The organism is Nocardia neocaledoniensis (assembly GCF_003182135.1).
GTDB lineage: Bacteria > Actinomycetota > Actinomycetes > Mycobacteriales > Mycobacteriaceae > Nocardia > Nocardia neocaledoniensis.
On the sequence record NZ_QGTL01000016.1, the window covers coordinates 82409 to 107360 of the forward strand.

A 24952-nucleotide genomic window follows, 5' to 3' on the forward strand; every position below is an offset into this window, starting at 1 on the left:
GATGAAACCGTACCGCTCGATGCTCTTCGTCCCCGGTCACAAGGGTTCCTGGGCCGACAAGGGCGTCGCCTCCGGCGCCGACGCGCTGATCCTCGACCTCGAGGACTCGGTGCCCGCCGCGGACAAGGTGGAGGCGCGCGGCACGGTCGCCGCGACCATCGACCGGCTCACCGCCGACGGCGTGCGTCCCGACCTGTGGGTGCGCGCCAACCCGGAGGTCAGCGGGTTGCTCGGCGGCGACCTGGAAGCCGTCGTGCGGCCGGGCTTGGCCGGGCTGTTCCTGGCGAAGGTGTTCACCGCCGACGAGATCGTGCGCCTGGACGCGGTACTGAGCCACATCGAGCAGCGTGAGGGCATCGAGGTGGGCACCGTTCAGCTGATCGTGTCCTTCGAGACGGCGGTCTCGATGGCCCACTGCGAGGAGATCGCGGGCGCGAGCTCCCGGGTGGCGTCGCTGCTCGGCGCCACGGGCCCGAACGCCGACGTGGGGCGTGAGCTCGGCTTCGAATTCACCCCGGGCGGCCTCGAGACGCTGTACCTGCGCAGCCGGATCATCCTGGCGGCCAAGGCGAACGGCCTGCACCATCCGGTGACCGGCGTGTGGCAGGACATCAAGGATCTCGACGGCGCGCGGCGCTTCTGCCTCGACAACCGGCAGCTGGGTTATCGCGGGCTGGTCGCCATCCACCCGTCGCACGTGGCCATCGCCAACGAGGTGTTCTCGCCGTCGCCGGAGACCGTCGACTACTGCCGGCGCATGATCGCGGCGTTCCAGGAGGCGGAGGCCGCCGGGAGCGCCGCGGTCGACTTCGAGGGCCAGCACATCGATCTCGCGCACGTGAAGACGGCGGAGGGCGTGATCGCACTGGCCGAGGCGGTGTCGGCCAACGCGTAACCGGGACAACGAGAAGGGGGTGGCCGCGGCCACCCCCTTCTTCGTGTCACCAGGTGCTCAATCGACGATCAGCAGCACCGTCTCGGCGACGCAGGCGGGCTTGGCGGCGCCGCCGTCGAGCACGTACTTCGCGGTCACCGAAGCTCCGGCGGGAGTTTCGGTGACCTCCGTGATCGTCACGGTCGCCCGCAGCCGCGACCCGGCGGGCAGGGGTGCCGGGAACCGGACCTTGTTGACGCCGTAGTTCACCCGGGCGGAGCCGAAGGTGAAGTCGAGCAGCTCCGGCCGGAAGTGCGAGATCAGCGACAGCGTGAGATAGCCGTGGGCGATGGTGGTGCCGTACGGCCCGGCGGCGGCCCGTTCGGGGTCGACGTGTATCCACTGCTCGTCGTCGGTGACCTCGGCGAACGCGGAGATCCGCGCCTGATCGACGAGAAACGGCTCGCTCGGGCCGATAGGCTCACCCACGGCGGCGCGGACCTCGTCGAGGGTGGTGAATACGCGGGGCACGGTGTCTCCTGATCAGTCGGTGGTGACGTCGACGGTGGCGTTGGGCCCGGCGGATTCGCCACCGGGACCGAACAATTCGAGTGCCACCCCGTCGGGCACCGCGGTGGCGAGCAAGCGTGCGGGCTGTCCACAGAACAGCGGTGCCCGGCCGCGGTGACGCAGTTCGCGAATCGGTGCCCCGCCCATCAACCGGTGGACCTCCGCCAGCGCGATCGCCTGCAGCGGGCCGTGTACGACCAGCCCCGGATAGCCTTCCACGCCGGTGGCGTAGGGCCAGTCGTAATGGATGCGGTGCGCGTTGGCGGTGGCCGCGGAGAACCGCGCGAGCAGGGACGGATCGGTCCGCAGCTCCCAGGCGTTGTCCGCCGCGCGGTGCAGGGGAGCGCGTGGCACGGTGCCCTCGGCGGCGGGAAGCTGTGCCGACCGGTCCGGTGCGGGCGCGGCCTCCCGGTAGATCAGATTCTGTGTCTCCTCGACGGCGAGCTGGTCGGTGTCGGTGAACAGCCGGATCCGCACGTCGACGACGACCAGCGCGCCCGATCGCCCGTTCTTCTCGGTCACCGAGACCACCTCGGCCTCGCGCCGCACGGTCGAACCGACGAGAAGCGGTGTGTGGAAACGGATCTCACCGCCGGCGAACATGCGGCGCGGCAGCTCGACCGGCGGCAGGAACGAGCCGCGGCGCGGGTGTCCGTCGGCCCCGAGCACGCCGGAGGCGGCCCAGCGGGGCAGCGCGACCCAGTGCCACAGCGGCGGGAGCGGGTCACCGGGGCCGGGGGTGGGCAGGCCGTCGTCGAGCAGGGCGGCCAGTGCGGCGACGGGAGCGGGGTCGAGGAGTTCGGAGCTGGTCTCGAGGTGCGGTCGCCAGTCGGTCACATGAACCGCCCGCCGGTCACCTCGAGCACGGTGCCGGTCATGTACGAGGACATGTCGGAGGCGAGAAACAGTGCCACCGTGGCGATCTCGTCGATCTCTCCGGCCCTGCCCAGCGGGATCTCGGCCATCTTCTGGTCCCACACCTTCTGCGGCATGGCCTCGGTCATGGCGGTCCGGATCAGGCCGGGCTGGATGGCGTTGACGCGCACGCCCAGATGCGCGAGCTCCTTCGCCGCGGCCTTGGACAGACCGACGATGCCCGCCTTGGCCGCGGAATAGTTGGTCTGACCGGGCAGGCCGATCTTGCCCGAGAGCGAGGACATGTTGACGATGGCGCCGCTGCCGCGTTCCCGCATCACCGCACCGGCCAGCCGGGTGCCGTTCCAGGTGCCCTTGAGATGGACGGCGATGACCTGGTCGAACTGGTCCTCGGTCATCTTGCGCATGGTCGCGTCGCGGGTGATGCCCGCGTTGTTGACCATCACGTCGACGGGGGAGAAGGATGCGGCGGCGGCGTCGATCAGAGCCTGTACGTCGTCGGCGACGGTGACGTCGCACCGCACCCCCCGGGCCACCTGCGCGCCGCCCAGCTTGTCGGCGGCCGCCTCGGCGGCGGCGCCGTCGATGTCACCGACGACAACGCGCGCGCCCTCGGCGACGAATCGTTCGGCGATGGCATAGCCGATGCCCTGGGCGGCGCCGGTGATCACGGCGGTCTTGTCGGCCAGAAGTGGTCCGGTCATGGCAGTTCCTCACTGTCGGTGGTGGTGTCGAGCTGCGCCAGGATGCGGCGGGCGCGATCGAGCACGGGCTTGTCGACCATGGCGCCGTCGACGACGGCGACGCCCGAGTCGTCGGTGATGGCGGCGAAGATCTTTCGCGCCCAGGCCTGTTCGGCCGCAGTCGGCCGGAGCGCGGTGGCCACGGGGTCGAGCTGGCGCGGGTGGATGCAGAGTTTTCCGGTGAAGCCGAGGCGTCGGCCGTAGCGGGCGTCGTCGGCGACCAGGTCCGCGTCGTCGACGACGCCGGTGACACCGTCGACCGGGCCGGGCAGGCCCGCGGCGGCGGAGGCGAGGACCAGCGCGTGCCTGGCGCCGGCGAGTGCTTCGCGGTCGGTGGGGTCGACACCCAGTTCGGCGGCCAGGTCGAAGGTGCCGATCGCGAGCCGGTCCACGCCCGCCCTGGCCGCGATGGCGGCGGAATGCAGGACGCCCGCGGCGGTTTCGATCAGCGCGACGAGCAGCGGCCCGCTGCCGCCTGCCTTCGGGCGATACGGACTGCTCGCCCTGGCCTCGGTGACCGCATCGACGATGCGATCGAGCACGCCGATCTCGGCCTTCGGCAGCACGATCGCGCAGCGCAGCGGTGCCAGCGCCGCGAGATCGTCCTCGTGCCAGGCCGTTCCGACGGCGTTGACGCGCACGGCGCAGTCGTTGCCCGCCTCGATCCAGGCGACGGCGTGCGCACGGGCGGCAGGCTTGGCGTCGGGGGCGACCGCGTCCTCGAGATCGAGCACGACCAGGCCGGGATTCGCCGCGGCGGCCTTGGCGAACCGTTCGGGACGGTCCGCCGGGACGAACAGCAGCGTCGACGCGACGCGGACGCGGGTGGCGAGATCGGTCGCGGTACGCGTGCTCACGCGTGCTTCTTCGCTTCGCGCACGAGCCCGCCGCCGATGATCAGGCGCTGGATCTCGCTGGTGCCCTCGTACAGGCGCAGCAGCCGGACATCGCGGTAGATGTGCTCGACGGTCACTTCCCGCATGTACCCGCTGCCACCGTGGATCTGCACCGCGTTGTCGGCGACGCGCCCGACCATCTCGGTGCAGAACAGTTTGGCCACCGAGGGGGAGATGCGGCGGTCCTCGCCCGAGACGTACTTGGCGGCGGCGTCGCGCACGAGCGCGCGGCCCGCCATCACGCCGGTCTGCATGTCGGCGATCATCGCTTGGACCAGCTGGAAGTCGCCGATCGGGGTGCCGCCCTGGGTGACGGTGGCGGCATAGGCCACCGACTCGTCGAGCGCGCGCTGGGCGGTACCGACGGCGAGCGCGGCGATGTGCACGCGGCCCCGCGAGAGCGACGCCATCGCGGCCTTGTAGCCCACGTCCTCGGCGCCGCCGACCAGCGCGTCGGCGGGGACGCGGACATCGGTGAAGGTGACGTCGGCGGTCCAGGCGCCTTCCTGGCCCATCTTCGCGTCCTTGGGCCCGACGATGACACCCGGTGTGTCGGCGGGCACCAGGAACACCGCGATGCCGGGACCGTCGGGCCCGGGTTCGGCGGTGCGGGCGAAGGTGACGAACAGGTCGGCGAGCGGGGCGTTGGTGATGAACCGTTTCTGGCCGTCGATCACCCAGTCGTCGCCGTCGCGGCGGGCGCGGGTGCGCAGCCCCGCCGGGTTGGAGCCCGCGCCGGGCTCGGTGAGCGCGAAGGACGCCAGCACCTCACCCGCGGCGATGCGCTCGAGCCACTGCTTCTTCTGCGCGTCGGTGCCGTAGTTCACCAGCACCTGTCCCGCGATGCCGTTGTTGGTGCCGAACAGCGAGCGCAGCGACAGTGAGGTGTAGCCGAACTCCATGGCCAGCTCGACATCCTGGGTGAGGTCGACGCCGAGACCACCCCACTGCTGGGGGATGGCGTAACCGAACAGGCCCATCTCCGCGGCTGCGTGACGGATGTCGTCAGGAATCGCGTTGGTCTCGAGGATCTCCTGCTCGCGCGGGACCACCTTGGTACGGATGAACGTACGGACGTGCGCCAGGATCGGCTCGAAGTCCTCGGCACTGAGTTCGGACACTCTCGGCTCCTCTGTGTTTGAGGCTGATACTAGATATAATATACAATGATATAATATATGATGAGCGAGAGGGTGCGGTAGCATCCGTTCGACACTGTCTAGTACATAATATATTCCGAGAGGATGCGACATGGCTGGCCTGTATTTCGAGGAGTTCGAGCCGGGGATGGTCATCGACCACGTGAACCGCCGCACCGTCACCGAAGCCGACAACACGCTGTTCAGCGTGATGACGCTGAACCTGGCGCCGCTGCACCTGGACGCCGAGTACAGCAAGGACTCCATCTACGGCCAGCGCCTGGTGAACAGCCTGTTCATCCTCGGCCTCGTCTCGGGTATCACCGTGCCGGAGACCACCCAGGGCACCACGCTGGGCAACCTCGGTTTCGAGCAGATCAAGTTCCCCAAGCCGGTGTTCCACGGCGACACCATCCACGTGCAGACCAAGATCGAGAGCAAGCGGGAATCCAAGAGCCGCACCGATTCCGGCATCGTGACCTTCCGCCACCTCGGCATCAACCAGCGCGACGAGGTGGTCTGTGACGCCGTGCGCGTCGGCCTGATGATGAAGCGTCCGGTCGAGCAGGCCTGATCCGGCCACCACGAACAGCAACGAGGAGGACACGTCATGGTGGACGTTCAGCCTGCCGAGCAGCCCGCCTGGGTTCCCGGCGACCGGATCCGCGAGCGCAGCCGGCTGCTCGCGGCGATGCGGGAGTGGGGATTCGGGGACGATGCCGCGGCGGTGACCGAGCTCAACGAGCGGGCCATCGCCGAGCCCGAATGGTTCTGGCGGGCCGCGACGAGCGACCTGGGCGTGGACTTCTCGGTCCCGTTCGACCGCGTCGTCGACGACTCGGCCGGCAAGCCGTTCCCGCGCTGGTTCACCGGCGGCGGCGTCAACATCGCCCAGCTGGCCGCGCACCGGCATGCGGCGGGACCCGCCGCCGACCGGCTCGCGGTCGTCTACGAGGGCGACGAGGGCGAGCGGCGCACGCTGACCTTCGCCGAACTCGACACCCAGGTGCGGCGGTTCGCCGCCAACCTCACCCAGCTGGGGGTGCGGCGCGGCGACCGGGTCGTGCTGTTCATGCCGGTGGTGCCCGAGGCCGCGGTGGCCTTCCTCGCGATCGCCATGATCGGAGCCGTGTCGGTGCCCACCTTCAGTGGCTACGCCCCGGACGCGCTCGCGACCCGCCTGCAGGATTCCGAGGCGGTACTGCTGGTGACCGCCGACGGCACGACGCGGCGAGGCAAGCGGGTCGAACTGAAGGCGACTGCCGACGCGGCACTGGAGTCGGCGCCGACCGTCGAAAAGGTCGTGGTCATCCGGCATCTGGGCACCGAGGTGCCGATGCAGGTGGGGCGCGATGTCTACTACGACGAGCTCGACGCCGACCCGGCGCCGGTGCCGACCGCCGACACCGAGTCCAACGACCCGCTGACCATCGTCTACACCTCGGGCACGACCGGTCGTCCCAAGGGCATCGTGCACTCGCACGGCGGCTTCGCGGTGAAGACCGCCGTCGACTTCGGCTACGGCTTCGACGTGCACGCCGGGGATGTCGTCTCCTGGATCACGGATCTGGGCTGGCTCGTCGGACCGATGCTGATGACGGGCCCACTGCAGCTGGGCGCGACCATCGTGATGATCGAGGGCCTGCCCACGCATCCCACCGCGCACCGGATGTGGGAGATCATCGAGCGCAACGGTGTCACCGTGGCCGGGATCGCGCCCACCGCGGCGCGGGCGCTGAAGGCCGCCGGTGACGCCGTCACCCATGCGATGCCGAGCCTGCGGACGTTCGTCTCCACCGGCGAGGCCTGGGACGAACCCACCTGGTGGTGGCTGTTCTCCGAGGTCGGCGGCGGCACCCGGCCCATCGTCAACTACAGCGGCGGCACCGAGGTCGGCGGCGGCATCCTGATCGGGTATCCGTTCCTGCCCGCCGCACCGGCCGCCTTCACCGGCGCGCTGCCCGGCGTGGACGCCGCGGTGTTCGGTGAGGACGGCACGCCGGTCACCGGCGAGATCGGTGAGCTGGTGGTGCGCAACACCTTCCCCGGCATGACGCACGCGTTCTGGCAGGACCGCGAGCGCTATCTCGAGACCTACTGGAACCAGTGGGACGGGGTGTGGGTGCACGGCGACCTGGCCAGCGTCGACGAGCAGGGCATGTGGCGCATCCACGGGCGATCCGACGACACCATCAAACTGTCGGGTCGCCGGGTCGGGCCTGCCGAGATCGAGGCTGCGCTGCTACGGGACAGTCGGATCGCCGAGGTCGCCGTGATCGGTGTGCCCGACGAACTGCGCGGACAGCGCGCGGTGGCGTTCGCCGTGCTCCGCGCCGCGGGGCAGCCGCCGGAAGACCTGCAGGACACCGCGACGGGGAACGCGGGGCGTTCGTTCGCCCCGGCGGTCGTCGTCGTGGCGAGCCTGCCCAAGACCAAGAACGGAAAGATCATGCGCCGGGCCATCCGGTCCCGGTATCTCGGGGCGCCGACCGGAGACATGTCCTCCCTCGACCCCGCCACCCCCCTCGAAGCGATCCCCGTGTCCGCGGGCGACGAACAGGAGTAGCAATGACCGCCGCTACAGCGACCGACGACAACGTCGAAGTCGTCCGACAGGCCACGCGTGAGCTCGCGCGCAAGTTCGACAACAACTACTGGCTCGACAAGGACAACAAGCACGAGTACCCCTGGGAATTCGTGAAGGCCTTCGCCGCGGGTGGCTGGCTCGGCGCGATGATCCCCGAGGAATACGGCGGCATCGGTCTCGGCCTGAAGGAAGCCGCCGTCATGCTCGGCGAGATCTCGTCCTCGGGCGCGGGCATGAGCGGTGGATCGGCGATCCACTTCTACGTGTTCCCGCCCGCCCCGATCGTGAAGTACGGCTCGGAGGAGATGAAGCGCGAGTACCTGCCCAAGCTCGCCTCGGGTGAGTTGCTGATGGCGTTCGGCGTCACCGAACCCACCGCGGGCGTCGACACCTCGCGCATCAAGACCAAGGCGACCAAGGTCGACGGTGGCTGGGTGATCAACGGGCAGAAGGTGTTCATCACCAACGCCCAGAACGCCCACAAGATCCTGCTGCTGGCCCGCACCTCGCCGCGGCGCGAGGACAAGCCGCTGTGGGGCATGTCGCTGTTCCTGGCCGACATGGACCGCTCCAGGGTCACCGTCCGGGAGATCGACAAGCTCGGCCGCGCCGCCATCGACACCAACGAGCTGTTCATCGACAATCTCGAGGTCTCCGACGACCGGCTCGTCGGCGAGGTCGACAAGGGCTTCTACTACCTGCTCGACGGCCTGAACCCCGAGCGCATCGTGGTCGGTATGGAGGGCGTCGGCCTCGGCCGCGCCGCACTCGAGATCGGCGCCGAATACGCCAAGAACCGGGTGGTGTTCGACCGTCCGATCGGCCAGAACCAGGCCGTGGCGCATCCGCTGGCCGATTCCTGGATCCGTCTGGAAGCCGCCGAGGGCATGATCATGCGCGCGGCCGAGCTGTTCGACGCGGGTCTGCCGTGCGGCCCCGAGGCGGCCGCGGCCAAATACCTCGGCGCCGAAGCCGGTTTCGAGGCGTGTGATCGCGCGTTCTCCACACTCGGCGGGTACGCCTATGCGAAGGAGTACCACATCGAGCGGCTGTGGCGGGAGGTGCGGCTGCTGCGCAACGCGCCCTTCTCCCAGGAGATGGTGCGCAACTACATCTCGCAGCAGGTGCTCGGCCTACCGCGTTCCTACTAGGAGGGGAAGTACCGATGACGGGACCGTTGGCGGGTGTGCGTGTGGTCGTGCTGGCAGGCATGGGGCCGGTGCCCTATGTGTCGATGCTGCTGGCCGACATGGGCGCCGACGTCGTGCGGGTGGTGCGGCCGCCGCACCGCTCGGCGCGTGAGCTGAGCCAGACCGTCGGCCTGACCGAGGAGACCGATGTGGTCAACCGCGGGGTCGGGTCGGTGGCGGTGGATCTGAAGGACCCGCAGGGCCGCGAAGCGGTGCTGCGCCTTGCTGATTCGGCCGACGTGTTCATCGAGGGCTATCGCCCCGGTGTCGCCGAGCGGCTGGGTCTGGGCCCCGAGGTGGCCACCGCGCGCAACCCCCGCCTGGTCTATGTCCGGCTCACCGGATACGGCCAGACCGGTCCTCGTGCCAAGGACGCCGGACACGACATCAACTATGTCGCCCAGTCCGGCGCCTTGCACGCCCTCGCTTCCGAAGGCGGCGCGCCGCGGCCGCCGATCAACCTGCTCGGTGATTACGCCGGGGGCGGGGCGATCGGCGCCTTCGGGATCGCCTGCGCGCTGGTGGAGGCCGGGCGAACGGGGCGTGGCCAGGTCATCGACGCGGCGATGGTCGACGGCGTCGCGGTCCTGACGGCCAAATTGCAGGGTCTGCGGGCCGCGGGCCTGTACTCCGACGAGCCGGGCACGAACTTCCTCGACTCCGGTGCGCCGTTCTACGACACCTACCGCTGCGCCGACGGCCGGTATCTCGCGGTCGGCGCGCTCGAGCCCGACTTCTACCGTGAGTTCCTCGCGCGCCTCGAGGTCGACACCGCGGGCTGGCCGGGCCAGGACGACCGCGACCAGTGGCCGCGACTGCGTGAACTCATCGCCGCCGCGGTGGCGACCCGGACCCGCGACGAGTGGTGGCAGGTGTACCAGGGCACCGATGCCTGCGTGTCCCCGGTACTGACCTTCGACGAGGCCGCCGCCGACGCGCACAACGTGGAACGCGGAGTGTTCCACCGGGTTTCGGGCGTGCTGCACCCCGCGCCCGCGCCCCGGTTCGGCCGGACACCGGCGCGGGTCCCGTCGCGGCCACCCGCCGGCCTCGGCGACCTCGACGACATCCTGGCGCGGTGGGCGACCGCCGCCGCCCCCACCGGCGCCGACGCGGTGTCGATCAGCGAATGAAAGGACAGCAAGTGCCCGGATACGAGGAGTTCTCGTCGTTGACCATCGACCGGCCCGCCGACGGTGTGCTGCGGATCGTGCTCGACGGGCCGAACCTGAATTCGGTGGGGGCCGAGGCGCATCGGCACCTCGCCGACATCTGGCCGGTGATCGCCCTCGACGAATCGGTGCGCGCCGTCGTCATCCGGGGTGCGGGGGAGCGGGCCTTCTCCGCCGGTGGCAGCTTCGACCTGGTCGAGGCCATGATCGGTGACTACGCGTCCCGGACCAGGGTGATGCGGGAGGCGCGCGACCTGGTGCGCAACATCATCGAGGTGCCCCAGCCGATCATCTCCGCGATCAACGGCCCCGCCGCCGGCGCGGGCCTGGTCGCGGCGCTGCTCGCCGACATCTCGGTGGCGGGCCGCCGCGCCAAGATCGTCGACGGCCACGTGCGCCTCGGCGTGGCCGCGGGCGACCACGCGGCGATCTGCTGGCCGCTGCTCACCTCGATGGCCAAGGCCAAGTACCACCTGCTGACCAACGAGGTGCTCACCGGCGAGGAAGCCGAACAGATCGGCATGGTGTCGCTGTGCGTCGACGACGACCAGGTCCAGGACCGTGCCATGGAGATCGCGCGGAAACTCGCCGCAGGTTCGCGGGCGGGAATCCAGGGCACCAAGATGGCGCTCAACGGCTGGTACCGGCAGGCCATGCCGATCTTCGACGCCTCGCTGGGCCTCGAGTTCTATCACTTCGGCGGCCCCGACGTCGTCGAGGGTGTCGGCTCGCACCGGGAGAAGCGGGAGCCGAAGTTCTCATGAGTCCCGAATCCGCGCGGGGTCCCCTGGCCGGGGTGACGGTGATCGGTCTGGAACAGGCCATCGCCGCCCCGCTGTGCACCCGGCACCTCGCCGATCTCGGTGCCAGGGTGATCAAGGTCGAGCAGCCCGGATACGGTGACTCCACCCGGCACTACGACACGGTGGTCGGCGGTCTGTCGGCGCATTTCACCTGGCTCAACCACGGCAAGGAATCCGCGGCGCTGGATCTGCGCGCCGCCGATGACCTGGCGGTGCTCGAAGCCATGCTGGCCGAGGCCGACGTGCTGGTCAGCAATCTCGGTCCCGGCGCGCTGGACCGGCTGGGCCTGGGCGTCGACGAGTTGACGGTCCGGTTCCCGCGGCTGATCATCGTCGACATCTCCGGGTACGGCCGTGGCGGTCCGCTCGATCACAAGCGCGCCTACGACCTGCTGATCCAGGCCGAGGCCGGTTCGTGCGCGATCACCGGCACCCCGGGACACCCGGCCAAACCCGGTATCCCGGTGGCCGACATCGGTACCGCGCTGTACTCGTACTCGGCGGTGCTGGCCGCGCTCTACGACCGGGAGCGCACCGGGCGAGGCGCAGTCGTACCGGTCGCGATGCTCGACGTGGTGTCGGAGATGATGGGCTTCGCGCTCAACCAGGTGCTGCACGCGGACATCGAGCCCGTGCCCGTCGGCATGGGCTCGCCGATGATCGCCCCGTACGGCGCCTACCCGACCTCGGACGGGCAGACGGCCGTCCTCGGCACCACCAGCGACCGCGAGTGGCGCCGGATGACCGAGCTGATGGACTGCCCCGAGCTGGCCGAGGACCCGCGCTATCTGCACAACGACGACCGGGTCGCGCGCCGCGGCGAAGTCGACACCATCGTCGAACAGTGGTGTGCCACAAGAACTCTCGCCGAGATCCAGGCCGCCGCCGACAAGGCCGGGATCGGCAACGCCAAGCTCAACGGCGTCCGGGATCTCGCCGAGCATCCCCAGCTGCGCGCACGCGGCCGGTGGCGCGAGATCGGGACCCCGTCCGGACCGGTGCCCGCCTTGCTGCCGCCGGGTACGGCACGGGATTGGCCGGTGACCGACGGCTCGGTGCCCGCGCTCGGTGCGCACACCGACGCGATCCGGGCCGAGTTCGGACCACGGATCGCCCAGCCGAGCGAGACCTGATGGACCTGCCGCGCGTCGCCCCGCCGACCAGCCTGAAGACCACCGCCGTGCAGGAGATCCGGCGGCGGATCTTCGCGGGCGAACTCCGGCCGGGCGACAAGATCGACCAGGACGAGATCGCGGACGCCCTGGGCATCAGCAAGCTGCCGGTGCGCGAGGCGCTGATCGCGCTCGAACTGGAGAGCATCGTCGACATGCCGCCTCGGCGGGGCGCGTTCGTCGCCCCGATGACGCGCGACGACGTGCGCGATCACTACTGGCTGCTCGGCGTGGTGTCGGGCCTGGCCGCGGCCCGCGCGGCCGAGCGGATCGCGGCGTCCTCGCTCGACGCGCTGGGCCGGATCCTGGACCGGATGGTGACGGCGTCGAGCCGGGATCGCGAAACGCTGAACTTCGAGTTCCACCGGATGATCAACCGCGCGAGCGGATCCCGGCGCCTGCTCACCGAACTCAAGGTGCTCGGCAGCGCGGGTCCGCACGGTTTCTACGAGACCCACGACGATTGGTCCGAGACCGCCGATCGCGATCATCGCGAGATCCTGGCCGCCCTGCGCGTGCGCGACGCCGACACGGCGCGCACGGTGACCGAGAAGCACTTCCTGCACGGTGGCGACCGGGCGGTGCACATGCTCGAGACCCGCGGCTTCTGGAAATGATATAATATTTTATGCGTGAACTTAGGAAAGGGTGGGCATGAGCCTCACAGCCGATGAGCAGCAGATGGTCGATCTGGTCGCCGACTTCGTCGACCAGCGAGTCCGCAACCGGGTGCGCGAGTTCGAGGAAGACGATGTCTACCCCGAGGAATTCATCGAGGAGATGAAGAAGCTCGGCTTCTTCGGCCTGCTCGCGCCCGCCGAGTTCGGCGGTGTCGACGTGAGCACCGCGTGTTTCGCGGGCGTCACCGAACAGCTCGCGCGCGGCTGGATGAGCTTGGCAGGCGCGATCGGCGGTCATTCGGTGATCACCTACCTCATCAAGACCTTCGGCACTCCCGAGCAGAAGTCGAAGTATCTGCCGAAGATGGCCGAGGGCGCGATCCGGGCGACGATGGCGCTGACCGAGCCCGCGGGCGGCAGCGACCTGCAGGCCATGCGCACGACCGCGACACGCGACGGCGACCAGTGGTCCATCACCGGTTCCAAGACCTGGATCTCCAATGCCGCGCACTCCGGGCTGATCGGCCTGCTGTGCGTCACCGACCGGGACGCGAAGCCCGCGCACAAGGGCATGAGCGTGATCCTGGTCGAGCCCGGCGACGGCATGGTCATCTCCAAGAAGCTCCCCAAGCTCGGCTACCGCGGTGTCGAAGCCTGCGAGCTGGTGTTCGACGGTCGCAAGGTCGGCGACGACGCCATCCTCGGCGGTGTGCCGAACCTGGGCTGGAGCCACATGATGCGCGGCCTCGAGGTCGGGCGCATCCAGGTGGCCTCGCGCGCGCTCGGTGTCGGTCAGGCCGCACTCGATGCCGCCGTGCGCTACGCGCAGGAACGCGAGTCCTTCGGCAAGCCGATCTGGAAGCACCAGTCCGTCGGCAATCTGCTGGCCGACATGGCCACCAAGCAGCGTGCCGCGCGCCTGCTCACCCTCGACGCGGCCCAGAAGCTGGACGCGGGGGAGCGCGCCGACATGGAGGCAGGCATGGCCAAGCTGTTCGCGTCCGAGACCGCGATGCAGATCGCGCTCGACGCGATCCGCGTGCACGGCGGCTACGGCTACTCCAAGGAGTACGACGTGGAGCGCTACTTCCGTGACGCGCCGCTGATGATCGTCGGTGAGGGCACCAACGAGATCCAGCGCAACGTCATCGCCGCACAGCTCATCGCGCGCAACGCGATCTGATCGGAGTCACTGATGTCTTCTGCTCTGCGCCGGGCCGCGATCGTCGCGCCCACCCGCACCCCCGTCGGGACCTTCGGCGGTTCGCTGCGTGACGTGCCGGTCGAGGACCTGGGCGCCACCGTGGTGAACGCGGTGATCGAGCGTTCGGGGATCGATCCCGAACGCATCGACGATGTCGTGTTCGCCCAGTCCTACGCCAATTCCGAGGTGCCGTGCGTCGGCCGCTGGCTGGCGCTGCACGCCGGGCTGCCGATCACCGTGTCCGGCATGCAGCTCGACCGGCGCTGCGGTGGCGGCCTGCAGGCACTGGCCACCTCCGCGATGATGGTGCAGACCGGCGCCGCCGACGTGGTGCTGGCCGGCGGCGTCGAGTCCATGAGCCGCATCGAGTACTACTCCACCAGTACCCGCTGGGGTGCCCGCGCCGGCACCGTGCAGCTGTTCGACCGGCTCGACCGCGGCCGCGAACGCTCGCAGCCGGAGGCCCGCTTCGGCAAGATCTCCGGGATGATCGAGACCGCCGAGAACCTCGCGCGCGACTACGGTCTGCTGCGCGAGGAGGCCGACTCCTTCGCCGCTCGCAGCCACCAGCGGGCGGCCGCGGCGTGGGCGGACGGGCGCTTCGCCGACGAAGTGGTTCCGGTGACCGTGCCGCAGCGCAAGGGCGATCCGGTGGTCTTCGCCAGCGACGAGGGGATCAGGCCGGATTCCACGCCGCAGACCCTGTCGAAACTGCGGACGATCCTGCCCGACGGCACGGTCACCGCGGGCAACTCGAGTCAGCAGAACGACGCCGCCGCAGGGCTTCTCGTGGTCGCGGAGGATCAGCTCGACGCGCTGGGCCTGGAACCGATCGGCTATCTGACCGGCTGGGCGGCCGCGGGCTGCGAGCCTTCGCGTATGGGCATCGGCCCGGTGCCCGCCGTCGCGAAGCTGGCCGCGCGCCAGGGCACCGACACCGTCTCGCTGCTCGACGCGATGGATCTGGTCGAGGTCAACGAGGCGTTCGCGGTGCAGGTCCTCGCCGTGCTGGAGGGCTGGGGCTGGCGCGACCACGACCGCCTCAATGTCAACGGGTCCGGCATCTCGCTGGGCCACCCCATCGGCGCGACGGGCGTGCGCATGGTCACCACCCTGCTGCACGAGCTGCGCCGTCGTGGTGGCGGCCGCGGCCTCGCGACCATGTGCATCGGTGGTGGTCAGGGCATGGCCGCCACGTTCGAGACCGCCTGATCACCGTTCAGGCACCCGCTGTGCCCCGGCGAACCGAACAGGCCCGCCGGGGCACAGCCGTTCCGGAGTGAGAAACCGAGCAGGCCGGCCCCCATGAAACCTGTCAAGAGATCGCCACGTCCCCACGAGCCCGACATCCGGTTGATGGTCCAATTCGCCACCATCCGGATGGAATTCGTGGCCTGCTTGACCGCCGCGTTGGTCTTCGTGCAAGACGTGGCAGGCCGTCACCGCTGCGAGGTCACGGTCGCGGGCGCGTACTACACCGACCTGCCCCGGCTCCCGAACGAACGTCTGTACCTCCTGCCCTGATCCACGAACACGTGTGGCCGGGACCTGGCTCACCAGGTCCCGGCCACACGTGTAGGGATCAGGTGCGCAGCAGCGCGGCGAACTCGGTGACCGGGGCGGCCGGATCTCCGCTGTTGATCGCCGTCAGCAGGGTCTCGCTGCGTTCGGCACCCATGTCGGCGACGGTGAGATCGCGGAACTTGGCGTCCAGATCGGCCTGCGACATCGGGTTCTCCGCCGTGCCCCGCGGATTGTCGACGAAGAGGTGCTCGCTGGAGCCGTCACGGTAGGTGACCGTGATGTCGGCGATCCAGCGCCCCGGGTATTCGGCGTCGAGCTCGGTGTCGACCTCGATCTTCACCCGCCGCGCCATCGCGGCGACCTCGCTGCCCTCGCTCAGGTCGAGGCGCCCGGCCATGTAGTCGTGGTGGGCACGGAAACCGTTCCCGCGCCCCAGGATCGCCAAGGCGAACTGGAACGGCAGGCTGTACTGCAGGTGCTCGATGATCTGCGGGGCATAGGCATTGGCGTTCTGGTTCCCGATGACCACGTCGCCACCCGACTGGATGCCGAGACGGACGGATTCGATCTCGGCGGCCCGCGCGGCCAGCTGCTGGGCGCCGTCGATGTAGGCGTGGTTGATGCCGCAACAGCAGTACGGCTTGATCCACACCCGCGTGATCTCGAAAGAGGCTGTCGGGGAAAACAATTCCACCGCGTTCTCGGCGACCGGACGGCCGACGAAGGTGCGGTAGAAGCCCTTGCCGCCGCTGAGGAACGTGGTCGGCCCGGTGATGCCCGCCGCCGCCATCTCCGCCGCGCGAATGCCGTTGCGGGTGCCGATGCCCGAATGCAGCCGCTTCACCGAGCCGCCGGTCGAGGTGTACTCGGTGGTGCCCGAGCTGTGGCTCATGGCGATCGAGAGCGCGTGCGCGGTGCGCTCGGCGTCGAACCCGCGCATCTTCGCGACCACGGCGGCGGCGCCGAACGCCGAAAGGACGCCGTGCGGGTGGAAACCCCGTTCGAGCAATTGCGGCGCGGCAAGGATGCCGATCCGGGTGTAGACCTCGTACCCGGCGACGATGCCGGTGATCACCTCGGCCATCGACGCGCCGAGTTCCTCGCCGACGGCCACGGCCGCCGAGACGACCGCGCTGCCGGGGTGGCTGGAGCTGGAGCGATGGGCATCGTCGTACTCGAAGCCGTGGCCGTAGGTCGCGTTGACGAACGCCGCGTCGGCCGCGCTCATCGCGTCACCCGAGGCGGTGACGTGGGCCGCGCCCGGTGCGTGCGAGGCCTTGGTCAGCTCGAGCACGGCCCGGCTCCACGGCAGCGACGCGCAGCCGATCTGCACGGCCAGCTGGTCCTGCATCAGGCGCCGGGCCCCGGCGAGCGCGTCGGCCGGGATCGAGTCGTAGTCGGGCTCGGTGACCAGCCGGGCGACGGCGGCTTCCAGCGGGGGAAGGGAAGGCATGGAGAACCTTTCGGAGAGGGGGATCAGGCCAGCGTGTCGAGCAGCGGCTGCGGTAGGCCGTAGGACTTGCATTCGATGTAGGCGTCGAACCCCTCGAGCCCGGCTTCACGGCCGATGCCACTGTTCTTGAAGCCGCCGAGGGGAGCGAAGAAGCCGGCGGGAGTGCCGTTGAGTTCGACGGTGCCGGTGCGGATGTGGCGGGCCACCGCCAGCGCGTGCGCGGGATCGTCGGCGAAGACCGACCCGTTGAGGCCGTAGTCGGAGTTGTTGGCGATATCGATCGCCTCGGCTTCGGTCTCGAAGGTGTGCACCGTCAGCACCGGACCGAACACCTCCTCCTGGGCGATGGTGGCGTTGGGGTCGACATCGGCGAAGATCGTCGGCTGCACGTACCAGCCCCGGTCGAGCCCGGCGGGCCTGCCGCCGCCGACGAGCACGGTGTTGCCCTCGGCCCGTGCCTGCGCGATGTAGCTCTCGACACGGTCGCGCTGGGCGCTGCTCACCAGCGGGCCCACCTCCGTCGCCGGATCGAACGGGTCACCCACCGGCATCGATCCCACCATGTCGCGCAACCGGTCGTAGAGCTCGTCGCGCAGCGAACGGGCCACCACGATGCGGGTCTTGTTGCTGCACACCTGCCCGGAGTTGCGCAGCGACAGCGCCCGGATCACGGGTACCGCGGCGTCGAGGTCGGCGTCGTCGAGCAGGACCGCGGCCGACTTGCCGCCGAGCTCGAGGGTGACCCGGCGCAGATCCTGTCCGCAGACGGCGGCGATCCGGCGGCCCGCGGCCGTCGAACCGGTGAACGAGACCTTGTCGACGCCGGGATGGCGGACCAGGTGTTCACTGACCGCCCGCCCCGCGGCGACGATGTTGACGACGCCGGCGGGCAGGCCCGCCTGCTCGAAGATCTCGCCCAGCAGGTAGGCCGACATCGCGGTCTCCGGTGACGGCTTGAGCACCGCCGTGCACCCGGCCAGCAGCGCGGGCGCCAACTTGATCATCGCGATCTGCAGCGGCGCGTTCCACGGCACCACCGCCGCGACGACTCCGACGGGCTCACGGGTCACCAGGGCGTTGCCCGTGACCGAGCGGCGGATATCGGACCACTGATACCGCGGGGCGAGTTCGACGAACGCGTCGAGCATCATCCGGGTGCCGATCGATTGCATCCGGGTGGACAGCGTGATCGGGCAGCCCATCTCGGCACTGATCAGCCGCGCGATCTCGTCCTGCCGTGCGGCGAGCGCCGCGCTGACGCGGGTGAGCACGGCGATGCGCTCCGTCAGTTCCATCCGCGGCCACGGCCCGCGATCGAACGCGGTGCGGGCGGCGGCGACGGCGGCATCGATGTCGGCCTCGCTACCGTCGGCGAGGCGGGCGAGAGGCTCTTCGGTGGCGGGGGAGACGACCTCGAAGGTGCGCTCCGTGGACGGCACCACCCATTCGCCACCGATGAACAGTTTGTCGAACTGTCCCTGCCACAAGTCTGTCTGAACACTCATTGGTCGACCTATCGTCTTCATCGGCGCATGCGTCCGGGTGGGAATTCCCAGGTCATCGGCGTTTTCGTGCGTATCGCACCCGCAGTGGCCTGTGACCCGGTTCATGTAAAGTATATGATATAACGTAGCGCACAGGCCAGGGTCGCTGTGCTCGCCGCCACTGTGCCACTCGCGTCGGTCGCCATCTCGTGCGCCGGGAAATCTTCGCTCGATGTGACCCGTGACACCGGGCCGTGGAGATAATATATAATATGAGCACATGAGTAGAGGGAGACAGGCTATGCAGCACAGGCCGCTCGACGGCATCCGGATCCTGGAGATCGGAGGCTACATCTCGCTCCCGTTCGCCACGTCGATGTTGTGCGCCCTCGGTGCAGAAGTGGTGAAGGTGGAGCGGCCGGTGGTCGGCGAAGACTTCCGCCGCCACCAGAACGACGGTAGCCCGTACTTCCGCCAGTACAACACCGGTAAGCGCAGCTTGGCCGTCGACCTGAAGCGACCCGAGGGCATCGCCCTGGTGAAAGCCCTGATCCCGCGTTTCGATGTGGTGCTCGAGAACATGCGCCCCGGCAAGGTGACCGCCATGGGCCTGGGCCCTGAGGTCTGTCGCGAGCTGCGTCCCGACATCGTCTACGGGTCGGTGACCGGGTTCGGTGCCGGTGGTCCGCTGGCCAACCGTCCCGCCTACGACACCATCGGCAACGCGTTCGGCGGCCTCTACTCCCTGTTCGGTGACGAGGGGCACCCCCAGCTGACCGGTGGTCTGAGCGCCGATCTGGTCACCGGCCTCAGCACGGCCGCGGGCGTGTTGGCGGCGCTGGTCGGTCGCTACCGCACCGGCGAACCGCAGCACGTCGAGACCTCCATCATGGAGGCCGTCAGCGTGCTCGCCACCGACGGCATCACCCAGGCCTTCGAACTCGGCACCGATCCGACGAGGCGCAGCAGGCATCCGCAGGCCCAGAACTTCTGCGCGCCGACCGCCTCGGGGGACTACATCGCCGTGCACCTGTCCTCGTCGCAGAAGTTCTGGCAGGCCCTGTGCCGGGCGATGGATCGTGCCGACCTCGCGGTCGACCCGCGCTTCGCCGAGTACCGTCCCCGTGAGGCGAACTACTTCGAGCTCGCCGAGATCGTGGAGGCCGAGTTCGAGCAGCGGACATTCGCGGAGTGGGAGAAGCGGCTGACCGCCGAGGACGTCCCCTTCGCACCGGTGCTGTCGATGACCGGCTACGTCGAGCACGAACAGGTCGAGTGGCTGCGCATGGTCGAGCCGCAGGACGACGGGCTCGCGCTGCTGCGTCCGCCGTGGCGCTTCGCGGGCGAGCGGCCCGACCGCGCCGGTGCCGCGCCACGGGTGGGTTCGGACACCGTCGCCGTCGCCGGGGAGGTCTACCCGGCCGAGAAGATCGACGAACTGGTGGCCGCGGGCGTGCTCTCGGTGGACGGCCCGGCATGACCGACATCGACACGGCCGATCGTGCGGTCGACTCCGCGCGGGACCAGGACCGCTCGGCCGTCCTGGCTGATCTGCTCACGAGCCGGTGGAGTTGCCGGGCGTTCGAAGCGCGGGAGGTGCCACGCCCGCAGATCGAGCGTCTGCTCAGCCTCGCGCAGCGCTCGGCGTCCTGGTGCAACACCCAGCCGTGGCAGGTGATCGTCACGACCGGTGCGGGCACCGAGCGGTTCCGCACCGCGCTGGCGGACTACGCGGCGACCGAGGGCGGTGAGCTCGGCGAGGAGTTCGACTTCCCGCCACCCGCCGAATATCGCGGGCCCTATCGGGAGCGCCGTCGCACGACCGGGTGGCAACTGTACGAGGCGGTCGGCGTCGAACGCGGCGATCGGGCGGCCTCGGCCCGGCAGGCGTTCGAGAACTTCCGGCTGTTCGGGGCGCCGCATGTCGCCATCGTCACCACGCCCGCCGAACAAGGTGTCTACGCGGCGGTGGACAGCGGGCTCTACATCGGGACCTTCCTGCTCGCCGCGACCAGCATGGGGATCGCCACGATTCCGCAGGCGGCGCTCGCGGGTCGGTCGGCGTTCATCCGGGAGTACTTCGACCTTCCCGCCGATCGAAAGGTCTTGGCGGGCATCTCCTTCGGCTACGCAGCGGCCGATCATCCCGCCAACAGCTATCGCACCAGCCGCGCGCCACTCGACGAGGTCGTGACCTGGCGTAGCGAATGACCCTCCGGTTCGCGCCGGCCACGGACGGAGGGCGGCGCGAACAACGGGGCCGAGGGGCGGGCCGGTGCGCGAACACACTGTCGTGTTCGCGCACCGGCCCGTTCGTTGTCTATCCGGCGGTACCGAAGACGCCCGTCGCGCGCAGCTCGCCGAGTTCGCTGTCGCCGAGGCCGAGGACTTCGGCGAAGACTTGCTCGGTGTCGGCGCCGAGGGCGGCGGCCGGGCGCACCGGCCCGTACTCGCCGTCCTCGCGGATGGGACTGTGCGCCGAGATGACCGGACCGATGCCGGCCTGGTCGAGTTCGGTCAGGACCTGGCTCCCCGCGCCCGCCTCGAAATCGGCCACCACGTCACTCATCTGGCGGTAGCGGCTCCAGAGCACGCCCGCGTCGGTCAGTGCCGTGCCGACGGCATCCAGCGGCAGCCCGGCGAACCAGGGACGCATGACGGCCGCGATGGTCTCGCGATGGATGTAGCGGTGCGCTTCGTCGGCGAAGTCGACGCCGAGGGTCTGCTCGAGCGAGGCGATCACCTTCGCTGTGCCCGTCGCCGTGCACAGTGCGTCCCACTGGCGCGGCGTGAGCGCGACCACCATGACGCGCCCGTCGTCGGCGGTGACGAAATCGGCGCCGAACGAGCCGTACATGTAGTTGCCGTGGCGAGCGCGGTCGCCACGTTCGCGAACTTCGCTGAGCCAGCCCAGATTCGCGACACCGGCCAGCGCGACGTCGGCCAGCGCGATCTGCAGATGCGCGCCCGCGCCGGTGCGTTCGCGCCGGTGCAGTGCCGAGAGCAAGGCGGTGGTCGCGGTCATCCCCGCGATCAGATCCCACGCGGGCAGGACATGATTCACCGGGGTGCGCGTGTCGGCGGGTCCGGTGAGATCGGTGACGCCGACTTCGGTGTTGACGGTGTAGTCCACTGCGGGACCGCCGCCGGCCTGGCCGCCGATGTGCACCTTGATCACGTCGGCGCGGCGGGCGGCGAGCGCCTCGTAGGAGAACCACGGCCGGCCCACGGCGTTGTCGACGACGATGCCCGCGTCCGCGCCGGGCGCCGTCGCCAGTGCCAGCACCAGTTCCCGGCCGCGCTCACTGCGCACGTCGACGGCGACGGACCGCTTGCCGCGGTTGAGCGAGTTCCAGTACAGGCTCTCGCCGTTGCGCGCGGCGACCGGCCAGCGGTGGTAGTCGGGCCCGCCGCCGAGCGGGTCGACGCGGATCACCTGTGCACCGAGCTGGGCGAGGGTCATGCCCGCCGACGGCCCCGCCACGAAGCTGGCGAATTCCACGACGCGCAGGCCCGCCAGCGGCTGCCCGCTCACGCGCGCACCGCCGGGGAGTGATCGACCTGGCCTGGCATCTGCATCGCGTTGCTCCTTCGTTCGCGGCGAACCGCTCCTCCTGGTTGAAATATAATATATCTCAGCCGCCGGAAGGGTCGGTCATCCTGCGCATCGAGACGGGTGCGCGCCAGCCGCAGGGAAGTCCGCAGGTGGCCACGACCTCGTGCTGGACGGAGCCGTCGGCGAAGTGCTGGACGACCCGCGACGCCGAGGCCGGGTAGCCGCACGCGCCGCATCGTCCGAAGTAGTCGAGGAGTTCGTGAACGGTGGTACTGACGGGCGCTGGCACGGTTCGCTCCGGGGATCGGTCGTGGCGGCTCGTCGTGACGGCCGCCGATAATTACGCATAATATATTGATTGCTCGCGTGGCTTGCCACCGTGGCCAGGAGCGGAGGTCAGCTCGGGCGCTCCACCTTGTCGCGGTCGGTGGTCGGTGCCGACCAGGACATGAGGATGCGTAGCTTCTCGTGGGACGTGGTCCCCGGCTCCGCCGACCAGAGCACCAGCTGCTGCTCGGCATCGCCCGAGGAGCTGAAGGTGTCCCAATTCAGGGTCATCTCGCCGACATCCGGGTGCTGGAGGGTTTTGGAACCGAACTCCTGCCTGGCCACGTTGCGTGCCGCCCACCACTGCCGGAACTGTTCGTCGGCGATGGACAGCTCGCCGACGAGCGCGGTGAGCTGGGGATCGGTCGGATTGGCCGCCGCGTCCATGCGGAGGATGGCCACGCATGTCCGCGCGACGCTCTCCCAGTCGTCATAGAGGGTACGCATCGCCGGATCAGTGAAGACCATCCGGACATAGTTGCGCTGCCGGGGTGGCATCGCCCCGAAGTCGGTGATCAACGCCGCCGCCAGATGGTTCCAGGCGAGAATGTCGAGATAGCGACCGAACACCAGCGCCGGCGTCTCGCTGAGCTGGTCGAGCAGCCGTTGCAGTTGCGGGCGGACGGATTTCTGGCCGCGCCGGGCCGGACGGCGATCGGTGCGGCGGGCCAGATTCTCGACGTAGTCGCGCTGCGCGTCGTCCAGGCGCAGGACGCGGACCAGCGCGTCCAGCACCGGCTCCGACGGGGCGAGGCGACCCTGCTCGATCCTGGTGTAGTAGTCGTGACTGATCGCCGCCAGGTCGGCGACTTCCTCCCGGCGCAGCCCGGCCACCCGGCGGGTCACGGCGCTGTGCACGGTCAGCCCGACGTCCTGGGGGTTCAGCTCGGCGCGGCGGGCTTTGAGGAATCCGCCCAGCTCGCGCAGGTGTGGCGCTCTCTCGGTCATTTCTCCACGTTATGCCTTCCGCCGGCGCCGTGCCTGGGACAATTTCTTCCCATGCCGGGCGGAAAATCGCCGGAATCGGCGCCGAATCCCGAGGAACCAAGCAGATATTGTGTATAAAATACAAGTGTGCTCGGTCACAGGAGACCGGGTGTCGACCGCGCGTTTTCAGGCGGCCGGGACAAGGTGGTGTTGAGTGTCCATGACTGTATTGCAGGCTCACCGGGATTCGACTCGACCGGACATCGAGTCGGCGTGGGCCAGATCGCGGCTCAACGGTGTCCGCGAAGACGCGAGGCCGCCGTTCGCCCTCGCGACGAGAAGCGTCGAGAGCGTCCTCGAGCGGGCGGCGAGCCCGGTGTTGCGCCGGGTCGCGAGTGAGCTCGAAGGCACGCCGATGGCGCTGGTGCTCGCCGATCAGGGCGGCCGGGTGGTCGACATCCGTGGTGCGGCCCGATCCATGCGCCACGCGGTGACCGACCTCGGCATCGTGCCGGGCGTCGAACTCGGTGAGGATCGGATCGGCGCCAACGCGCTCGGTACGCCCCTGGAGACCCGGCGCAGCCTGCTCGTGCGCGCCGACGAGCACTATCTGGAGTTGTTCCGCGGATTCACCTGCTATGGACACCCGATCTTCCACCCGGTGACCCGGCGCCTCGAAGGCGTGCTCGGCATCGGCGCGAAAACCAGTGCCGACCACCGGTTGTCGGCACTGCTGGCCCGGCGGATGGTCCGCGACATCGAAGAGCGGCTGCAGCGGGACTCCCCCCGCGCGCAGAGCAGGCTGATGAGCGCCTTCCAGGCGGCGGCCAATCGCCGGGGGCGGGCTGTCGTGGTCATCGGTGAGGGACTGGTGCTGGCCACCCCCGCCGCGGTCGACCTGCTCGAGCCGGCCGACCACGCGGCGCTGCGCGCCTGCGCCGAGGCCGTCCCGGTCGGAGCTCAGGAGAGCCAGACGCTCGTGCTGGCCTCGGGCCGCACGGTGCGGTTGATCTGCCAATCGATCGAGGGCACCGAGGGTGTGCTCGTCGACATCACCCAGGAATCCGGCATGCGGCGCGGCGGCGTGGCCTCGGAGCGGCCACCGCGGTGGCCGTTGCTCGTGGTCGGCGAGGCGGGGACCGGGCGGACCACCGAGGCGCGCGATCTGGCGGGCAGTGACGCCGTCGTCCTCGACGCGACCGACATCGTCCTGGTGGGCGACAACGGCTGGGCCGCCCAGCTCGACGCGGCGCTCGCCGGTGACGGGCCCGCGGTCGTCATCGAGAACATCCAGCTGCTGTCGGAACAGCTGACCGCCCTGCTGGCCCAGCGGCTCCGGGAGGCCACCCGCGATGTCGTGCTGACCTCGACCCCGGGGGCCCACCTCGACGCGGAGCACGCCGTCCTGCCCGCGTTGTGCAACGACCGCAGGGAATTGGTCCCGCTGCGCAGGCGCCGGCACGAGGTGCCCGGACTGGCCCAGCAGATGCTGGCCGAGGTCACCGGCAGCTCCAGCACCCGGTTCACCGCCGAGACGATGCGGGTGCTGGCGTCGCAACCGTGGCGGGGCAACCTCGCGGAGCTGCACCGGGTCGTCGAAGTGGTGGCGAGTGTCCGGTCGGCGGGCGACATCATCCCGGCCGACCTGCCCGCCTCCCACCGCGGTGGGCAGGCACCCGGCTCACCGATCCGTGAAGCCGAGCGGGAGGTCATCATGGCGGCCCTCGAGGCCGCCGGCGGCAACAAGATCCAGGCCGCGCGTGCGCTCGGCGTGAGCCGCTCGACGCTCTACAACCGCATCAGGGCGCTGCGTATCGCGTGAAAGATGTTGCCGG

At 69.7% G+C, this 24952-nt stretch carries 24 protein-coding genes; 14 read left to right on the forward strand and 10 right to left on the reverse strand.

Features of this window, described 5'->3' with window-relative positions; all coding sequences use genetic code 11:
- The first annotated feature begins 1 nt into the window (after position 1).
- Positions 2 to 895: an HpcH/HpaI aldolase/citrate lyase family protein gene (locus DFR69_RS30505; RefSeq protein ID WP_110041140.1), complete on the forward strand. Its 894-nt coding sequence runs from the start codon at positions 2 to 4 to the stop codon at positions 893 to 895.
- Between the two features lie 57 nt (positions 896 to 952).
- Here the strand turns inward: DFR69_RS30505 and DFR69_RS30510 are convergent, their stop codons facing one another.
- The 5 genes from DFR69_RS30510 to DFR69_RS30530 are packed head-to-tail and all read right to left on the reverse strand — an operon-like array spanning position 953 to position 5080.
- The gene (locus tag DFR69_RS30510) at positions 953 to 1405 is read right to left on the reverse strand and encodes a MaoC family dehydratase (protein WP_110041141.1); all 453 of its coding nucleotides are present in this window, start codon (positions 1403 to 1405) and stop codon (positions 953 to 955) included.
- A 12-nt stretch (positions 1406 to 1417) separates the two neighbouring features.
- Positions 1418 to 2281 carry an HTD2 family dehydratase gene (locus tag DFR69_RS30515; protein ID WP_110041142.1) on the reverse strand — a complete coding sequence of 288 codons (864 nt, stop codon included), beginning with the start codon at positions 2279 to 2281 and terminating at the stop codon, positions 1418 to 1420.
- Positions 2278 to 3024 carry a 3-oxoacyl-ACP reductase FabG gene (gene fabG / locus DFR69_RS30520; protein ID WP_110041143.1) on the reverse strand — a complete coding sequence of 249 codons (747 nt, stop codon included), beginning with the start codon at positions 3022 to 3024 and terminating at the stop codon, positions 2278 to 2280. The genes DFR69_RS30515 and fabG overlap by 4 nt, the downstream gene beginning before the upstream one ends.
- Positions 3021 to 3920 (reverse strand): HpcH/HpaI aldolase/citrate lyase family protein, encoded by a 900-nt coding sequence (locus tag DFR69_RS30525; RefSeq protein WP_110041144.1) that lies wholly within the window; start codon positions 3918 to 3920, stop codon positions 3021 to 3023. Before DFR69_RS30525 ends, fabG begins: the two co-directional genes overlap by 4 nt.
- Positions 3917 to 5080, reverse strand: a complete 1164-nt coding sequence (locus DFR69_RS30530) for an acyl-CoA dehydrogenase family protein (RefSeq protein WP_373866993.1) — start codon at positions 5078 to 5080, stop codon at positions 3917 to 3919. Before DFR69_RS30530 ends, DFR69_RS30525 begins: the two co-directional genes overlap by 4 nt.
- Before the next feature lie 130 nt (positions 5081 to 5210).
- Here DFR69_RS30530 and DFR69_RS30535 point away from each other — a divergent pair, with 130 nt between their 5' ends.
- From DFR69_RS30535 to DFR69_RS34250, 10 genes are all read left to right on the forward strand, one after another.
- Positions 5211 to 5672 carry a MaoC family dehydratase gene (locus DFR69_RS30535; RefSeq protein ID WP_110041146.1) on the forward strand — a complete coding sequence of 154 codons (462 nt, stop codon included), beginning with the start codon at positions 5211 to 5213 and terminating at the stop codon, positions 5670 to 5672.
- A gap of 36 nt (positions 5673 to 5708) precedes the next feature.
- Complete coding sequence (locus tag DFR69_RS30540; RefSeq protein ID WP_110041147.1) at positions 5709 to 7664, forward strand: AMP-binding protein; 1956 nt, start codon at positions 5709 to 5711, stop codon at positions 7662 to 7664.
- 2 nt (positions 7665 to 7666) lie between these two features.
- Complete coding sequence (locus tag DFR69_RS30545; RefSeq protein WP_110041148.1) at positions 7667 to 8836, forward strand: acyl-CoA dehydrogenase family protein; 1170 nt, start codon at positions 7667 to 7669, stop codon at positions 8834 to 8836.
- 14 nt (positions 8837 to 8850) lie between these two features.
- Positions 8851 to 10008: a CaiB/BaiF CoA transferase family protein gene (locus tag DFR69_RS30550; protein ID WP_110041149.1), complete on the forward strand. Its 1158-nt coding sequence runs from the start codon at positions 8851 to 8853 to the stop codon at positions 10006 to 10008.
- Positions 10009 to 10019: 11 nt separating this feature from the next.
- The gene (locus DFR69_RS30555; protein WP_110041150.1) at positions 10020 to 10811 is read left to right on the forward strand and encodes an enoyl-CoA hydratase/isomerase family protein; all 792 of its coding nucleotides are present in this window, start codon (positions 10020 to 10022) and stop codon (positions 10809 to 10811) included.
- Positions 10808 to 11983 carry a CaiB/BaiF CoA transferase family protein gene (locus DFR69_RS30560; protein WP_110041151.1) on the forward strand — a complete coding sequence of 392 codons (1176 nt, stop codon included), beginning with the start codon at positions 10808 to 10810 and terminating at the stop codon, positions 11981 to 11983. The genes DFR69_RS30555 and DFR69_RS30560 overlap by 4 nt, the downstream gene beginning before the upstream one ends.
- On the forward strand, positions 11983 to 12639 hold the full coding sequence (locus tag DFR69_RS30565) for a GntR family transcriptional regulator (protein WP_110041152.1): 657 nt from the start codon (positions 11983 to 11985) through the stop codon (positions 12637 to 12639). Before DFR69_RS30560 ends, DFR69_RS30565 begins: the two co-directional genes overlap by 1 nt.
- A gap of 37 nt (positions 12640 to 12676) precedes the next feature.
- Positions 12677 to 13825 carry an acyl-CoA dehydrogenase family protein gene (locus DFR69_RS30570; RefSeq protein ID WP_110041202.1) on the forward strand — a complete coding sequence of 383 codons (1149 nt, stop codon included), beginning with the start codon at positions 12677 to 12679 and terminating at the stop codon, positions 13823 to 13825.
- A 12-nt stretch (positions 13826 to 13837) separates the two neighbouring features.
- Complete coding sequence (locus DFR69_RS30575) at positions 13838 to 15058, forward strand: acetyl-CoA C-acetyltransferase (RefSeq protein WP_208644075.1); 1221 nt, start codon at positions 13838 to 13840, stop codon at positions 15056 to 15058.
- Positions 15059 to 15151: 93 nt separating this feature from the next.
- Positions 15152 to 15370 carry a hypothetical protein gene (locus DFR69_RS34250; protein ID WP_146229469.1) on the forward strand — a complete coding sequence of 73 codons (219 nt, stop codon included), beginning with the start codon at positions 15152 to 15154 and terminating at the stop codon, positions 15368 to 15370.
- A 58-nt stretch (positions 15371 to 15428) separates the two neighbouring features.
- On the opposite strand, the gene DFR69_RS30580 is transcribed toward DFR69_RS34250, so the two are convergent.
- Both DFR69_RS30580 and DFR69_RS30585 read right to left on the reverse strand, forming a co-directional pair.
- Positions 15429 to 16823, reverse strand: a complete 1395-nt coding sequence (locus DFR69_RS30580; protein WP_110041153.1) for an MmgE/PrpD family protein — start codon at positions 16821 to 16823, stop codon at positions 15429 to 15431.
- A 23-nt stretch (positions 16824 to 16846) separates the two neighbouring features.
- Positions 16847 to 18328, reverse strand: coding sequence for an aldehyde dehydrogenase (locus tag DFR69_RS30585; RefSeq protein ID WP_110041154.1), 1482 nt, complete (start codon positions 18326 to 18328; stop codon positions 16847 to 16849).
- A gap of 280 nt (positions 18329 to 18608) precedes the next feature.
- Here DFR69_RS30585 and DFR69_RS30590 point away from each other — a divergent pair, with 280 nt between their 5' ends.
- Together DFR69_RS30590 and DFR69_RS30595 are read left to right on the forward strand one after the other, a co-directional pair.
- Positions 18609 to 19787 (forward strand): CaiB/BaiF CoA transferase family protein, encoded by a 1179-nt coding sequence (locus DFR69_RS30590; protein WP_110041155.1) that lies wholly within the window; start codon positions 18609 to 18611, stop codon positions 19785 to 19787.
- Positions 19784 to 20518 carry a nitroreductase gene (locus DFR69_RS30595; protein WP_110041156.1) on the forward strand — a complete coding sequence of 245 codons (735 nt, stop codon included), beginning with the start codon at positions 19784 to 19786 and terminating at the stop codon, positions 20516 to 20518. Before DFR69_RS30590 ends, DFR69_RS30595 begins: the two co-directional genes overlap by 4 nt.
- Positions 20519 to 20627: 109 nt before the next feature.
- On the opposite strand, the gene DFR69_RS30600 is transcribed toward DFR69_RS30595, so the two are convergent.
- The 3 genes from DFR69_RS30600 to DFR69_RS30610 form a co-directional block, all read right to left on the reverse strand.
- The gene (locus DFR69_RS30600) at positions 20628 to 21842 is read right to left on the reverse strand and encodes a CoA transferase (protein WP_110041157.1); all 1215 of its coding nucleotides are present in this window, start codon (positions 21840 to 21842) and stop codon (positions 20628 to 20630) included.
- Between the two features lie 100 nt (positions 21843 to 21942).
- Positions 21943 to 22152: a hypothetical protein gene (locus DFR69_RS30605; protein ID WP_110041158.1), complete on the reverse strand. Its 210-nt coding sequence runs from the start codon at positions 22150 to 22152 to the stop codon at positions 21943 to 21945.
- A 107-nt stretch (positions 22153 to 22259) separates the two neighbouring features.
- Positions 22260 to 23138, reverse strand: a complete 879-nt coding sequence (locus DFR69_RS30610; RefSeq protein WP_110041159.1) for a helix-turn-helix transcriptional regulator — start codon at positions 23136 to 23138, stop codon at positions 22260 to 22262.
- Between the two features lie 199 nt (positions 23139 to 23337).
- Here DFR69_RS30610 and DFR69_RS30615 point away from each other — a divergent pair, with 199 nt between their 5' ends.
- Entirely contained in the window at positions 23338 to 24939 is a 1602-nt protein-coding gene (locus DFR69_RS30615) for a sigma-54-dependent Fis family transcriptional regulator (RefSeq protein WP_110041160.1), read from the forward strand.
- Positions 24940 to 24952: the final 13 nt, after the last annotated feature.

Bases quoted from the DNA above. Each gene is read 5' to 3' on its own strand.
- DFR69_RS30585 (WP_110041154.1), bottom strand. From the start codon at position 18,328: ATGAGTGTTCAGACAGACTTGTGGCAGGGACAGTTCGACAAACTGTTC.
- DFR69_RS30540 (WP_110041147.1), top strand. From the start codon at position 5,709: ATGGTGGACGTTCAGCCTGCCGAGCAGCCCGCCTGGGTTCCCGGCGAC.
- DFR69_RS30505 (WP_110041140.1), top strand. From the start codon at position 2: ATGAAACCGTACCGCTCGATGCTCTTCGTCCCCGGTCACAAGGGTTCC.
- DFR69_RS30535 (WP_110041146.1), top strand. From the start codon at position 5,211: ATGGCTGGCCTGTATTTCGAGGAGTTCGAGCCGGGGATGGTCATCGAC.
- DFR69_RS34250 (WP_146229469.1), top strand. From the start codon at position 15,152: ATGAAACCTGTCAAGAGATCGCCACGTCCCCACGAGCCCGACATCCGG.
- DFR69_RS30610 (WP_110041159.1), bottom strand. From the start codon at position 23,138: ATGACCGAGAGAGCGCCACACCTGCGCGAGCTGGGCGGATTCCTCAAA.
- DFR69_RS30565 (WP_110041152.1), top strand. From the start codon at position 11,983: ATGGACCTGCCGCGCGTCGCCCCGCCGACCAGCCTGAAGACCACCGCC.
- DFR69_RS30590 (WP_110041155.1), top strand. From the start codon at position 18,609: ATGCAGCACAGGCCGCTCGACGGCATCCGGATCCTGGAGATCGGAGGC.
- DFR69_RS30570 (WP_110041202.1), top strand. From the start codon at position 12,677: ATGAGCCTCACAGCCGATGAGCAGCAGATGGTCGATCTGGTCGCCGAC.
- DFR69_RS30580 (WP_110041153.1), bottom strand. From the start codon at position 16,823: ATGCCTTCCCTTCCCCCGCTGGAAGCCGCCGTCGCCCGGCTGGTCACC.
- DFR69_RS30550 (WP_110041149.1), top strand. From the start codon at position 8,851: ATGACGGGACCGTTGGCGGGTGTGCGTGTGGTCGTGCTGGCAGGCATG.
- DFR69_RS30595 (WP_110041156.1), top strand. From the start codon at position 19,784: ATGACCGACATCGACACGGCCGATCGTGCGGTCGACTCCGCGCGGGAC.
- DFR69_RS30575 (WP_208644075.1), top strand. From the start codon at position 13,838: ATGTCTTCTGCTCTGCGCCGGGCCGCGATCGTCGCGCCCACCCGCACC.
- DFR69_RS30615 (WP_110041160.1), top strand. From the start codon at position 23,338: ATGACTGTATTGCAGGCTCACCGGGATTCGACTCGACCGGACATCGAG.
- fabG (WP_110041143.1), bottom strand. From the start codon at position 3,024: ATGACCGGACCACTTCTGGCCGACAAGACCGCCGTGATCACCGGCGCC.
- DFR69_RS30545 (WP_110041148.1), top strand. From the start codon at position 7,667: ATGACCGCCGCTACAGCGACCGACGACAACGTCGAAGTCGTCCGACAG.
- DFR69_RS30560 (WP_110041151.1), top strand. From the start codon at position 10,808: ATGAGTCCCGAATCCGCGCGGGGTCCCCTGGCCGGGGTGACGGTGATC.